This is a genomic window from Luteimonas sp. A611, assembly GCF_054072715.1.
In genome coordinates this window covers 2,153,953-2,166,557 of sequence record NZ_JBSVRP010000001.1, presented here as the reverse complement: position 1 = coordinate 2,166,557, position 12,605 = coordinate 2,153,953, and the positions used below count along the sequence as shown (strand labels likewise).

Annotated in this window: 11 protein-coding genes and 1 pseudogene; 1 reads left to right on the top strand and 11 read right to left on the bottom strand. The window is 65.5% G+C overall.

The window, feature by feature from the left end; translation table 11 throughout:
* Nucleotides 1-6 precede the first annotated feature (6 nt).
* From ACW5EG_RS09690 to ACW5EG_RS09675, 4 genes are read right to left on the bottom strand one after another with little or no spacing between them, the layout of a single operon-like run.
* Nucleotides 7-792, bottom strand: a complete 786-nt coding sequence (locus ACW5EG_RS09690; protein WP_457019691.1) for an AAA family ATPase — start codon at nucleotides 790-792, stop codon at nucleotides 7-9.
* 15 nt (nucleotides 793-807) lie between these two features.
* The gene (locus tag ACW5EG_RS09685) at nucleotides 808-2,178 is read right to left on the bottom strand and encodes a cbb3-type cytochrome c oxidase subunit I (RefSeq protein WP_457019689.1); all 1,371 of its coding nucleotides are present in this window, start codon (nucleotides 2,176-2,178) and stop codon (nucleotides 808-810) included.
* A gap of 40 nt (nucleotides 2,179-2,218) precedes the next feature.
* Nucleotides 2,219-3,061, bottom strand: coding sequence for a c-type cytochrome (locus tag ACW5EG_RS09680; protein WP_457019688.1), 843 nt, complete (start codon nucleotides 3,059-3,061; stop codon nucleotides 2,219-2,221).
* A gap of 11 nt (nucleotides 3,062-3,072) precedes the next feature.
* Nucleotides 3,073-3,198 carry a hypothetical protein gene (locus ACW5EG_RS09675; protein ID WP_457019687.1) on the bottom strand — a complete coding sequence of 42 codons (126 nt, stop codon included), beginning with the start codon at nucleotides 3,196-3,198 and terminating at the stop codon, nucleotides 3,073-3,075.
* A 255-nt stretch (nucleotides 3,199-3,453) separates the two neighbouring features.
* On the opposite strand from ACW5EG_RS09675, the gene azu reads away from it, so the two are divergent.
* On the top strand, nucleotides 3,454-4,086 hold the full coding sequence (gene azu / locus ACW5EG_RS09670) for an azurin (protein WP_457019686.1): 633 nt from the start codon (nucleotides 3,454-3,456) through the stop codon (nucleotides 4,084-4,086).
* A 506-nt stretch (nucleotides 4,087-4,592) separates the two neighbouring features.
* Here azu and ACW5EG_RS09665 read toward each other — a convergent pair.
* The 7 genes and pseudogenes from ACW5EG_RS09665 to ACW5EG_RS09635 form a co-directional block, all read right to left on the bottom strand.
* Nucleotides 4,593-5,018 carry a hypothetical protein gene (locus tag ACW5EG_RS09665; RefSeq protein ID WP_457021329.1) on the bottom strand — a complete coding sequence of 142 codons (426 nt, stop codon included), beginning with the start codon at nucleotides 5,016-5,018 and terminating at the stop codon, nucleotides 4,593-4,595.
* Nucleotides 5,011-8,694, bottom strand: coding sequence for a class I SAM-dependent DNA methyltransferase (locus ACW5EG_RS09660; RefSeq protein ID WP_457021328.1), 3,684 nt, complete (start codon nucleotides 8,692-8,694; stop codon nucleotides 5,011-5,013). The genes ACW5EG_RS09665 and ACW5EG_RS09660 overlap by 8 nt, the downstream gene beginning before the upstream one ends.
* A 331-nt stretch (nucleotides 8,695-9,025) precedes the next feature.
* Entirely contained in the window at nucleotides 9,026-9,703 is a 678-nt protein-coding gene (locus ACW5EG_RS09655) for a hypothetical protein (protein ID WP_457021423.1), read from the bottom strand.
* A gap of 158 nt (nucleotides 9,704-9,861) precedes the next feature.
* Nucleotides 9,862-10,131 carry a hypothetical protein gene (locus ACW5EG_RS09650; protein ID WP_457019667.1) on the bottom strand — a complete coding sequence of 90 codons (270 nt, stop codon included), beginning with the start codon at nucleotides 10,129-10,131 and terminating at the stop codon, nucleotides 9,862-9,864.
* Nucleotides 10,132-10,345: 214 nt separating this feature from the next.
* Nucleotides 10,346-10,684 (bottom strand): annotated as a pseudogene (locus ACW5EG_RS09645) (STAS domain-containing protein); the annotation flags it as partial.
* Nucleotides 10,654-11,547 (bottom strand): pirin family protein, encoded by an 894-nt coding sequence (locus ACW5EG_RS09640; protein WP_457019666.1) that lies wholly within the window; start codon nucleotides 11,545-11,547, stop codon nucleotides 10,654-10,656. The gene ACW5EG_RS09640 and the pseudogene ACW5EG_RS09645, both read right to left, overlap by 31 nt.
* 214 nt (nucleotides 11,548-11,761) lie before the next feature.
* Nucleotides 11,762-12,463, bottom strand: a complete 702-nt coding sequence (locus tag ACW5EG_RS09635) for a pirin family protein (RefSeq protein ID WP_457019664.1) — start codon at nucleotides 12,461-12,463, stop codon at nucleotides 11,762-11,764.
* Nucleotides 12,464-12,605 lie beyond the last annotated feature (142 nt).

The window sequence follows — 12,605 nt, the reverse complement described above, 5'->3', positions numbered from 1 at the left end:
GCCGGCCTAGGGGAACATCGCGTCGACGAGTTCGCGCATCGCGCCGAGCAGGGTTGGATCGTCGCTCAGCGGCGAGATCACCGCCGCGTTGCAGGCCTCGCGCACGCCGATGCCGCTGGCGACCAGGCGACCGGCGGCGATCAGCAGCCGCGTGCTTGGCACCTCGGCCAGCCCGCGATCGCGCAGCGAGCGCACGCGCACCGCCAGCTCGACCAGCGCGACCGCAGTGCCGCGGTCCACGCCGCTCTCGGTAACGACAATCGCCGCTTCGGCCGGCGGTTCGGGAAAGCCCAGCTCGATCGCCACGAAACGCTGGCGCGTGCTCGGCTTGAGGTCCTTGAGCATGCGCTGGTAGCCGGGGTTGTACGAGATCACCAGCTGGAATCCGGGCGCCGCTTCGAGCGTCTCGCCGGTGCGGTCGATCGGCAGCATGCGGCGGTAGTCGGTGAGCGGATGCAGCACCACGATGGTGTCCTGGCGCGCTTCCACCACTTCATCGAGGTAGCAGATCGCGCCCTCGCGCACGGCGCGGGTCAGCGGGCCGTCCTGCCACACGGTGTCGTCGTGGCGGATCAGGAATCGGCCAATCAGATCGCTCGCGGTGAGGTCGTCGTGGCAGGCCACCGTGATCAGCGGACGACCCAGTCGCCACGCCATGTGCTCGACAAAACGCGTCTTGCCGCAGCCGGTCGGCCCCTTGAGCATCACCGCAAGCCCGCCGGCGTGGCACTGCTCGACGATTTCGACCTCGTTGCCGGTGGGCAGGTAGTACGGCCCCGCCTCTGCCCTCACGTGCCCATCCACCCGTCAGCGTTCCACGCGTACCGTTGGCTCGCCATCAACCGCATGGTCGGCAACCACCTCGAAGTGCGGCCGGTGCCGGAAGAAGTCGAAGATGAACATCGCAACGCCGGTGGCGAAGACCGTCGCGGTCAGGATCAGCATCAGGAAGTGGACCTGGATCTTGAGCTGGGCATCGAGGTAGCCCATGCCCATGATCCGCTCCAGATAGACCTGTGCGATGCCTGCGGTGCCGAACGACAGCGTCATGCCGAACATGCCCGACACCTGCAGCCAGAACGCCCAGTAGCCCAGCGGCGAATAGCTGTTCTGCGGGCGGTTCGTCAGGCTTGGCAGCGCGTAGGTGATCATCGCCATGATGATCATCGCGTAGGCGCCGTAAAACGCCGAGTGCGCGTGCATCGCGGTGATCAGCGTGCCGTGGGTCCATTTGTTCACGCTGGGCCAGGTGTGCGCCAGCCCGAGCAGGCCGGCGCCGAACAGGGCGAAGATCGCGCTGCCGATGGTCCAGTGCAGGGCCAGCACGTTCGGGTGCCGCACGCCGCCGCGACGCATCGCCGCATAGGCGTAGATCGCCATCGCGGCCAGCGCCAGCGGCTCCAGCGCGCTGAAGAAGCCGCCGATTGGCAGCCAGATCTGCGGCACACCCACCCAGTAATAGTGGTGCGCGGTGCCAAGGATGCCGGCGAAGAACACCAGGCCCACGATCACGTACAGCCACTTCTCCATCACCTCGCGATCGATGCCCGACAGGCGGATCAGCAGGTAGGCCAGGAAGCCGGCCATGATCATCATCCATACGCCCTCGACCCACAGGTGGATCGTCCACCAGCGGTAGAAGATCGACACCGTGTAGTTCTCGTAGTGCAGCAGCGCGGGGATATACAGGATCGCCGACAGCGCAAGCCCGCCGATCAGCACGCCCTCGGTCGTGGTCAGCCGCCCCGACCTCTTGATCGTCATGCCGATGTTGTAGAGGAACATCAGCATGCAGATGACGATGACGATCTTGTGCGGCAGCGGCTGCTCGAGCAGCTTGTTGCCCGTGCCGTAGCGGAACACGTAGCCGATGACGGCGGTGACGCCCATCAGCGTCCACAGCCCGAGCTGCCAGTACGCGAGCTTGGTGCTGTACAGCTCGGTGCGCGACTCGTCCGGCACCATCCAGTAGGTGGCGCCCATGAAGCCGGTCAGCACCCACACGATCAGCAGGTTGGTGTGGATCGTCTTGGTGACGTCGAACGGCAGGATGTACAGCAGCGGATCGGGGCCCAGGTACTTCGCGGCCGACAGCAACCCGAACACGATCTGCAGCCCGAACAGCACCATCGCCACGGCGAAGTACCAGTAGGCGACCGATTGGGACTTGTAGCGCATGTGGAAATCTCCTGGTGCCGGCGTCGTGCGCCCGCCAGTGCTACTTCAGCGTTGCAAGGTAGGCCACGAGCTGGTCGATCTGTTCATCGCCCAGCGCCTCGGCATAGGTGTCGGGCATGAACGACACGCCGGCGGCCGAGAACATGTCGCCCGGAACCACGTGCGCGCTGGGCTCGACGATCGATTCGCGGATGTAGCCCTGCACGTCGGTCGCGCTGCCGGTGTAGGTCGGCGAGGCCAGGGTGAGTTCGGCCCGTTCGATAATGCCGGCCATCGACGGCCCGGCCAGCTGCACGCCCGGTTGCAGCGAATGGCATGCAGTGCACACCGGCACCGCGGTGCGGAACAGGTGCTCGCCAATGGCGCGCGGATCGCTGTCGGCGGTGACCGGCCGCACGTCCTGGGCCTGCGCGACGCCCTGGGCCGTGCCCTGCGCGGCCACGTTGACGGCGCCGCCGACGACCAGGATCGGGCGCGGCGGCCAGCCCTGGTTGTCGACCTTCGACACCCAATCGAGGAACTTGACCAGGTTTGCGATCTCCACTTCGCTCAGGTTCTGCGTGGGCATCAGTCGGCGATGGCGCTGCTCGTCGTAGAACTTCGAGGGATCGCGCATGTAGGCCTTCAGGTAGGCCTCGCCGCGATGCTGCGCGATCTTGGTCAGGTCGGGCGCGTAATAGGCGCCTTCGCCGAACAGGGTGTGGCAGTTGATGCAGTTGTACTTGTGCCAGACATCCTTGCCGTGGGTGACTTCCGGCGTGATGTTCTGCGCATTGGTGAGCTCACCGAAGCGCATGTGGCTGTGGATGGTCAGGCCAATGAAAGCAACGGCGGCGAGGCCCGTTGCGACGATGGCGAATATCCGTGACTGCCGCTTGTTCATGCGTCCTTTCCTCAGACGGCGATCGAGGGCCAGTAGGAGATCGCGGTGTAGCCGGCATAGACCACTGCCACCGCCATCAGCAACAACACCAGCATGCCGACCCAGCGCACGGGTGAAACCAGACTGGTCGCTTTCATTGGACTGCTCCCCGCAGGTGCCGATGGGCCATCCTAGTGACCAACTGCGTCAGTTGCCAGCCCTTTCTGGGTTGTGTGGCGCAGCGGCGCGGCGCGAAGAGGCGCATCATGGAAGGCGCACGCATTGAAGATGCTCAGGGCTGCGGGCCGCACTGCGCGGCTTCGACCCGATAGCGGGCGTCCACTGTACGTCTTCACTCAGTGCTATCGCCCACGGACCATGATGTCGTGGTCATCTACCTAAGGAGAACCGCCATGAACATGAAAATCACCGGCCTGAGCCTCGCCTGCGCGCTCGCGCTGGCCGCCTGCGGCGACAAGTCGGCACCGCCTTCCTCGGCCCCGGATGCGCCTGCGACGACGCCGGCTCCGGTCACCGAGCCCGCCGCGCCCGCAGCCGAAATGCCTGCTCCGGTCGCCACCCCGGCCCCTGACGCAAGCACCGCACCTGCCGCTGACGCGGGCACCGCGCCCGCCGACGGCAAGGCCGAGGCCGTGGTCAGCAACTGCAGCACGACCATCGAAGGCAACGACGCCATGCAGTTCAACGTCGGCTCGATCACCGTGCCCTCGTCGTGCAGCGAGTTCACGATCAACCTCAAGCACGTCGGCAAGCTGCCGGTGGCGGCCATGGGCCACAACGTCGTGATTGCCGCGGCATCCGACCGTGCAGGCATCTCCGCCGAAGGTGTGTCGGCTGGCGCGGACGGTGGTTACCTCAAGACAGGCGACGCCCGCGTCATCGGCCACTCCGACCTGATCGGCGGCGGCCAGACCACCTCGGTCACCTTCGCGGTCAGCAAGATCCAGGGCGCCGGCCCGTATGAGTTCTTCTGCAGCTTCCCCGGCCACTGGGCGGTCATGCACGGCCCGATCAAGGTCGGATAAGCGCGACACGCTGTACGTTCTTCGTACTTGGTACTTGGTACTTCGACGGCGCGGCTGCCATTGCAGCTGCGCCGTTTGTTTTGGCGGGCCCTGAGCCGTCGTCTCCGCGCAGGCGGGGACCCAGTGCAAGGGAACGCCCGACGGTTGCCCGTAGTTCTTCGCCTTCGGCTGGTGGTCGTCCCGGGCAGGGGGTTGCTCCCCGGCTCGGTCAGCCCGCTGCGCGGTCCGGACCGGCGCAGCGCGCCGGGCGTTCGCACGGACGCGCGGCAGTGCCGCGCAAGCGTCCGTGCTCACCCACGGCTGACTCGCCGCCGCAGCGCATCCATGCGCTGCTTTCCGCAACTCCCAGCCCGGGACGACCATCGCCCAGTCACCGGCGTGACTTCGAACTGCAGCCACCGAAGCATCGCAGTAAGAGCAGCGCAGAGCCGCGCCTTGGCGGCCGGGGATCGCGGAAAGCAAAACATGGGGGTCCGTGACCCCACTGCATCCAGTGGGCGACCAGGCTACTCGCCCGCAGCCGTACACCGCTGGCGTGTCTGGCTCCACCCGCCTTCAACGCGATTGGAGGTGAACCCGCCGATGCAGGCCTGCGGGAATCCGGCCCTGCGCGCCTCGATCGGCCCTGGATGCACGGGCAGGCGAGGCGCGGCCGGGCGATGCGCAGGAGTTGGCGCTGGTGGCGGTGCGAACACCGACTCTCCCTGCTTCGGCATCAGCGCTTCGATTCGTCGATCGAGATCCTCCACGGCATGCCGGTACAACACCACGGCGATCAGGGTCTGCAGCAGGCCGAACAGGCACAACGCGGTGAACACCGCGCCGACGATGCGCCAGAACGGCGTGCCGGAATCTTCCTCGCGCCGCGGGAAATGCCTGACCACCGGGTTGCGGAACTCGACCTGGCTGAAGTCCGAACGTTCGTCATGCACCGAATCTTCCCTCCTGTTCCTGCGCGCGGCCCAGTGCCACCAGCATGTCCAGCAGCTTGGGCAGGCGCTTCTTCCATGGGCCGCGCGCGGTGAAGCGCGCGGCGATTTCGTCCAGCGTGAGCGCCACCGGGCTGGCGGACAGCACTTCGGCAACAGCGCGCACCTGGTCCAGCGTGTCCTTTGGCCAGGGCTGGGGCTTGCCGGGCAGCGCGGGCACGGCCGCGGCCTCGTCCGAGCCGCCTTCGCCTCCGCCGTCTTCCCGTCCGGTGGCCAGGCGGCCCTGAGCTGGCGCTTGCTCGAGCCCGCGCGCGGGGTCTTGGAACTCGGGGCGCAGCCAGCGGACGTGGCCGCGCGCTTCCTCGGCGGCGCGTTCGGCGTTGAGGGCAACGAGGCGTTCGAGCACGGCGTCGTCGAAAGCGCGCCTCGCGTCCTCCCTTCCCCCCGCTTGCGGGCCATTGCGTCCTTCACGGGTGGAAGGTGCCGAAGGCGGATGGGGGTGTCCTTCGGCCACGTTGCCATGCGCCACTCGCAGCAGCGGCAGCAGGTCGCCCCAGCCGTAGGCATTCAGCACGGCGGCGTCAAGTTTGTCGTGCAGCTGGCGCAGCACGGACACCAGGCCCTGCTCGTGGAGCGTCCGTTCCTTGGCGGTCAGCGGATCGCCGCTGCGCAGTTTCTCCAGCACGTTGTACATGCCGGTTAGGGTCAGGCCGGGGTGCGCGGCCTGTTGGCGCTTGCGGTGGGCGTCGAGCTGTTCGGCGAGGTTGCGAATGCGGTCGGAGGGGTATTCGCCGTAGGTTTCGGTCGCGCCGGTGGTGCCGTCCGCATTGATGAGGGCGACGCCGATGGGGCCGCCGAATTTGTCGGCGGTGTCCAAGTCGGGGAAGGGGTAGGGGTCGAAACAACGCGTCTTGTTGTAGCGCACATTGCCTACATAGGCACCTAGCGACCCTGCGTTTGCGCTCACCCAAACAAGATGCACAGCACTCGAAAGTACACCCAGCAAGGCTGCGTCATCGGACGCAATAGCCGTAAGCATATTGTCTGGCAGAATTCGCTCGTCGAGGAACTGAAACGTACGATGCTTTGGCGTTTCGACGGTTGCTATGTAGCGTGGCAGTCCTTGAAGCTGCCTTCTCAGGCGTGGATTCGGCTCGCCAAACAGCCACCAGCTGTCACGGCGCGATGCCCTCTTGTTGTGGTCACGCTCAGGTTTTACGTACTCAAGAACATGCTGGTAGATCGCTGGGAAGCGTATGCGCACTTCCTCCGACGTGAAACCAAAAAGATCAATCACCAACACGCCTCTTGCTCGATCGGTAATATCGCGCCCATTTCGATAGTCTCTGATGACGCTCTCGATCGACGGGACTTGACCTAGGCCGAGTTGTATCGCCCGTTCACGGGAAACAATGAATCCGGCGCCGTGGAGCTTCACGCCCGGATTGCTCAGGTTCCAATTGGCACGCAGTGGTCGCGCTGCCAACACGTTTGGACCTATGCGCAGATCGGCATGGATGCGGCCGACAGAAGCTGCTAAGGAAACTTCGACCTCTCCGTTCTCTCCTAGGTCCTCCGAGGCAACAGTCATTACAAGGCCCTGCCACGCGTTGCAGGCACCGACAGTCATAGCAATGCGGACAGCAGCGCCATCGCGACTTTCCACCCACGGATGGTCGGCAATCGCGAAGGTCAGGCACAGATCGTCGCCTGCCGAATCTAGGTGTTTTTCTACGACGCGCCGATTGAATATCTGACGAATACTATTGGTCGTGATGAATCCGAATCGCTCCAAACCTCTTCGACGTGTAAGCGTGGCTGCGTGGTCCCACCAATGCATAACGAAGTCTGCGGACTCCGGCATGTCCGGATAGGCATCGCGGAGCGCCCGTACATAACCTTCACCCAAAGTGGACGGCATTGAGGAAGCACCAATAAACGGTGGATTCCCCACCACGAAATCCGCCTTCGGCCACGCCGCCTTGCGCGGGTTGAGATAGCGTTCCACCGGCTTGCGCGCCGTCTCGTCCGGTACCGGCTCGCCGGTCACGGCGGAGGGCTTCATCGTCTCGCCATCCCAGCGCGTGACCGGCACGCCGCGCTCGTCGGTGACGAACTCCATGCCGTCATGCGCCAGCACCGCATCGCGGTTTTCGATGTTGCGGAAGTCGCGGATCACCGGTTGCGGCGGGTGCACGTCGCCGCGGGTGCGGTAGTGCCACTGCAGGTAGCCGATCCACAGCACGACCTCGGCAATCGCCGCGGCGCGCGGGTTAAGTTCGATGCCCAGCAGGTTGTGCGGATCCACCGTTTCGCCCCCGGCGGTGTCGGCGCGCTCACCGTCCAGGGCAAGATCGGTTTGCCGATAGCTGAAGTCATCAAGAGCGGTCAGCACTTCGCCCTCCAGGCGCTTGAGGTGTTCAAGCGTGACGTAAAGGAAGTTTCCGCTGCCGCAGGCCGGGTCTAGGACCCGGATGTTGCATAAGCGCCGATGAAAATTTTTAAGCAGCGCAATTGATTCTGTTCTTATGCTGTCGCGCTGTCGCGCTGTCGCGCTGTCGGCCTCGTCGGCTTCGCCGACTTCGGCCGACAGCGTAAGAACAGCCGCCTGCACGTTGCTCCATTCCTTGCGCAGCGGCTCGATCACGGTCGGCAGCACCAGGCGCTCGACATAGGCGCGCGGGGTGTAGTGGGCGCCGAGCTTGTGGCGGTCCTTCGGGCTGAGCGCGCGTTCGAGCAGGGTGCCGAAGATGGCCGGCTCCACGTGCTTCCAGTCCGCGCGCGCGGCGTCCACCAGCAGGTCGAGCTGCGCCCTGTCGAGCGGCAGGGTGTCGGGCTGCTTGAACAGCTTGCCGTTGAACTTCAGCACCTCGCCGGCCAGCACCGGCGAGAAGCCGCCGGCGTCCATGTCGCGCCAGAGCTGGGCCAGCATGCGCATGGCGACTTCGGGCTGTTCGCCGTGGCGGGTGAGCAGGTCGCGAAAGGCGTGCTCGGGCAGCAGGCGCACGTCCTCGGCAAACATGGTGAACAGGCAGCGCATCAGGAACTGGGCGACGGCCTCGGGTGCGTGGCCGGCCTGTTCAAGGCTGCGGGCAAGCTTCGCCAGGCGGTCGGCGATGTCGCGGGTAACGCGCGCCGACTCGCGGCTGGGGTCCAGCGACAGCGGCTCCAGCCAGATGCGGCGCAGGCGCTCGCGGATCTCCGGGCGGCGCAGGTCGTGCAGCGCGATGCGGTGGCTGCGCGGGTCGGGGAAGGGGACGTAGGTGGCGCCGGAGCGGCTGAACTCCGAATACAGCTCGATGCGGTGGCCGACGTCGACCACTACCACGAACGGCGGGCGGCCCTCGTCGGCGGGCAGGGCGCGGGCGTAGCCTTCCGCCTGGCTGCGCGCGCGCAGCAGGGCGTCGTCGAAGCCCTTGGTGTGCGCGCCTTGCTTCAGCTTCTTCGATTCAAGGACGAAGGCGCCGCGGCGGTACAGGTCGATGCGCCCGGCGCTGCTGCCGCCGTCGCCGTGGCGAAAGGTGATGGGCCGCTCGAACATGTAGTCCTGTTCGGGCGTCGGGTGCGGGACATCGACGCCGAGCAGGCGGCAGAGATCGATCAGGAAGCTCTGCGAGGTGGACAGTTCGGAGGCGGCGACGCCCTGCCAGCGGGTGATGAAGCTCTCTGCATCCGACACCGGGTTCCCCTTGCCCTTTGCGTCCTGCGATCAGGGAAGCATACGACAGGGGGTTTCTGACCCGGCGATTCCGCAACATCCACCAAGGGCAATGCTGGAAAAGTCCGGTTTGTCATTCCGAACGCAGTGGTTTGTCATTCCGAACGCAGTGAGAAGAGCTTTACAACGGCGAAGCCGGTCAATCCCAGAAAATCAAGAGCATGGATTGACCAGCTTCGCTGTTGTGAAGCGCCTCTCGCTACGCGTCGAAATGACAGTTTTTCAGCGTTGCCGAAGGCAGAGCATCCGCTGCGCCGCCTCGCACACCGGAGGCAACAGGCCGATGCGCCTTTCAACGTGCGGACCGTGGGCGTCGTCCATCCTTGCGCCGCGTCGTCGCGCGACCTTGCGCGAAGTCGGGGAAGGTCTCCGCCATCGGCGCCTCATCCGGCAAGATGTAGAACACCCCGCCCCGCTCGAACGTCGGACGGATGACCTGCTCGTAGAACTCGGGCGAGACGTTGATGCAGCCATGAGTGACGCGGTTGTCGTCCGGCGAAGGCGATGCAAGGCGTTCGGGGCGTCTCTCGGCCGGGACGCCAGTCGCGGTCGGGTGAATGGAGACCGCGGAATCGTAGTCCACCCACAGCACGCGCCCAGCGTCGATTGACGGACCGTAACCGCCCACAAAGCGACCAGCAGGCGTCGTGCGATCCCGGCCCGGAATCTCGCGAAGCGCCAGACCGGCGATGCCGGGGGCGGTATGGTCGCCGGTCGCTGAGCCAAAGAGCCCAGGTGCCGCGCCGCGAAGCCGGCCGTCGCCGCCGAACACCAGGATCTGTGCGGCGGCCTTGTCCATGACCGCGAACGGATAGCCTTCGCTGTCCTTGGCTGCGACAACCCAGCCCGCGAGCTCAATCACCGTGCCGGACACATCTTGGCCTTGCGGAAGCTGGTCGACGGCGGTGACCGGTTGCGCGGCGGCATCCTCCGCGCTGGCCACGCCGAAGCTCGAAAAAGCCAGCCCCAGCGCGAGCGCACCATAAACGGCCCGGATCGCAGGGTGTGTGCACGTACGGATGTGACGTTCCTTAAAACAGAAGACTGGATGAAGATGAGGAGACCGGTGGCCAGCAAAGGCCACCGGGTCCCGGTTCAGGCCGTTCGTCGCGAATTGTGCAAGAGCGACTAACCGCGCGGCGGGCGGCCCGGCTTCGTTTCGAGCTGCTGGACGCGACTTTCGATTTGATCCAACCGTTGGTTGGCCTGCTGCGCGGATTGATTGGCGGATTCGGCGCTCTGGGCCGCGCCCTGCACCCTGGTGTCGACTTGGTCGAGGCGCGAGTTGATCCTTGCAAAGTCGTCATCGTAGGTGGCGCAGCTGGCAAGACCCACGGCGGCGACGATCGCCACGCCGAGCGTGCGCGCCATCGCCAGATGTTGCTTGGTCATGAACATGCCATTCCTCCTTTGTTTGGGGTCTCGAATATAGCGGCCTTTTAACCGGCAGCATGACCCGCCTTCAGCTGACGTTGGAATAGGTGGACGAATTGTGAAGATGTGGCAGCTAGCGACAGTTGCAGCTGAATCCATCAGTCTCGCGCCCGCTTCGGTCCCAGGCATCCCATGACCTCCGGGCCCCGACTACGGCCAGCGCCGAGATCCGCGGCCCTCAATGCCCCGTCGTCGCGCCTGCCTCCACGCCCCGATGCGTCCCCAACTGCTCCACCAGCGATTCGCTCGCCTGGTTGAGGCCGATCACCTCCACCTCTGCGCCATGCCGGCGCAGCTTGAGTACAACGCGGTCAAGGGCGGCCACGGCGCTGGTGTCCCAGAAGTGGGCGTCGCGCAGGTCGATCACCAGCATCAGCAGCACCACACCGGCGTTGAGGCACGACAGTTGCCCGCGGCCGCCCGAGGACACGTTGAGCACCGACTGGCCGATCATCGCGCAGCCGGCCATGCCGCCGAAGAATCTCGTCAGGACATCGGCTCCGGAGCCGCGCCCAGCTTGTGTGGCAACGGGATGAATTCTTCATTGTCTAGATCCGGAAGCTTCATCCGTCCGGCCGCCCAGTCTGCTCGAGCCTGTTCGATGCGCTCTTTTGATGAGGAAACGAAGTTCCAGTCGATGTAGCGTTCGCCCACAGGCTCTCCGCCCAAGGCCATGACCACCGCATCGCTGAGCGCCGTCACGGTCGCCGCCTTGCCTGGTGCCAAGACCGCCATGCTGCCCATCTCCACGCGATGGCCCGCGATCTCCACCTCGCCCTTGGCGACGTACACCGCGCGCTCGGTGTACTCCGGCGGCAGCGTGGTCCTGGTACCCGTCCGCAGCTGCCAGTGCACATAGAACTGCGGCGAGTCGACGTTGACGGGCGACTCGACGCCCGACAGCCGTCCGGCGATAAGCCGACCCACGAGGCCGTCGTCTTCGAAAACCGGTAAGGCATCGCTCGGGTAATGCCAGAAGCCCGGGTCCATCTCTTCGCGCTCATCGGGCAGCGCCACCCAAGCCTGGATGCCGTCCATGGGACCGCCGGTGGCGCGCAGCTCTTCGAAGCGCTCGGAGTGGGTGATACCCCGGCCTGCGGTCATCCAGTTGACCTCTCCAGGCAGGACCGGCTGTTCGGACCCCACGCTGTCGCGATGCATGATCTCGCCGTCGAACAGGTAAGTGATGGTCGACAGACCGATGTGCGGGTGCGGGCGTACGTCCGCCTCGCGCGGAAGCCCGGGTTCAATCAGCTTCGGGCCCATGCGATCGAAGAATATGTAGGGCCCGATCATCCGGCGCTTGGCGTACGGCAGTACGCGGCCTACCTCGAAGGCGCCGAGATCGCGGCGGCGTTGTTGGATGACGAGTTCAATCATTAGGTGACCCCCGTAGAAGAGGCGGAGTGCTCACACTGACCAACCCTTTCGAAAGGCCACGTGAGCACAACGCCTCGAATCCGCCTGCAGACTGCCGTGTGGAGTGATGCCGAGCTACCTCAGCTGGCCGCAATCCTCCAGCGACGCTGCGTCCTCCACTTTCCTGACCAGTCGCCACGAGCGCCTCCCCGGGCCGTGCAGGCAGGCGCAATGTTCAGCCCGCGGTGTCCACGAGCACCAACTCGGCATCTTCGAGGGCGGTCACGCGGAAGCCGTCGACCTCGCTGATGGCGGCACCGTCGCGGGCGTCCAGGATGATGTCTTCGATCTGCACCTTGCCCTTGGCGGGAACCATGTAGCCGTACCGGCCCGCACCGGCGAAGCGGTATTCCGTGGTCTCGCCCGCGTTGAGGGTCGCGCCGAGGACGCGCGCGTCGGTGCGGATGGGCAGGGCATCGTCGCCGGGCAAGCCGCTGGCCAAGGTGACGAAGCGACCCGAACGCGCGCCCTTGGGGAAGGGCTTGGCGCCCCACGATGGCTTGCCCCCGCGCTGGTTAGGGAAGATCCAGATCTGGAAGATCCGGGTGGTGCCTGGCTCGAGGTTGTACTCCGAGTGCACCACGCCGTTGCCCGCGCTCATGACCTGCACATCGCCGGCTTCCGTGCGGCCCTTGTTGCCTAGGCTGTCCTCGTGGGTGATGGCGCCTTCGCGGACGTAGGTGATGATTTCCATGTCCGAGTGGGGATGCGCAGGAAAACCGGTTCCGGGCGCGATGGTGTCGTCGTTCCAGACCCGCAGCGCCCCCCACTGGGTGCGCTCGGGGTCCTGATACCCGGCGAACGAGAAATGGTGCTTGGCGTCGAGCCAGCCGTGGTTGGCTCCGCCGAGGCTTTCAAAAGGGCGACGCTCGATCATGGTGTGTCTCCTCATGGAGTGGATACGTTGGATCCAGTCTATGGACGGAGCGGGGTGCCAGATACCGGGCTAATGTCACTTCATCGTTTCCCGGTTTGCTACAGCGGAGGCGGTCGAGGACGGCAGCTGGCGGCAGGCGGTG

What these genes read in the sequence shown, in the direction of transcription:
- ACW5EG_RS09635 (WP_457019664.1), bottom strand. Translation starts at nt 12,463, where the DNA reads ATGATCGAGCGTCGCCCTTTTGAAAGCCTCGGCGGAGCCAACCACGGC.
- azu (WP_457019686.1), top strand. Translation starts at nt 3,454, where the DNA reads ATGAACATGAAAATCACCGGCCTGAGCCTCGCCTGCGCGCTCGCGCTG.
- ACW5EG_RS09675 (WP_457019687.1), bottom strand. Translation starts at nt 3,198, where the DNA reads ATGAAAGCGACCAGTCTGGTTTCACCCGTGCGCTGGGTCGGCATGCTG.
- ACW5EG_RS09650 (WP_457019667.1), bottom strand. Translation starts at nt 10,131, where the DNA reads ATGTTCATGACCAAGCAACATCTGGCGATGGCGCGCACGCTCGGCGTG.
- ACW5EG_RS09685 (WP_457019689.1), bottom strand. Translation starts at nt 2,178, where the DNA reads ATGCGCTACAAGTCCCAATCGGTCGCCTACTGGTACTTCGCCGTGGCG.
- ACW5EG_RS09680 (WP_457019688.1), bottom strand. Translation starts at nt 3,061, where the DNA reads ATGAACAAGCGGCAGTCACGGATATTCGCCATCGTCGCAACGGGCCTC.
- ACW5EG_RS09640 (WP_457019666.1), bottom strand. Translation starts at nt 11,547, where the DNA reads ATGATTGAACTCGTCATCCAACAACGCCGCCGCGATCTCGGCGCCTTC.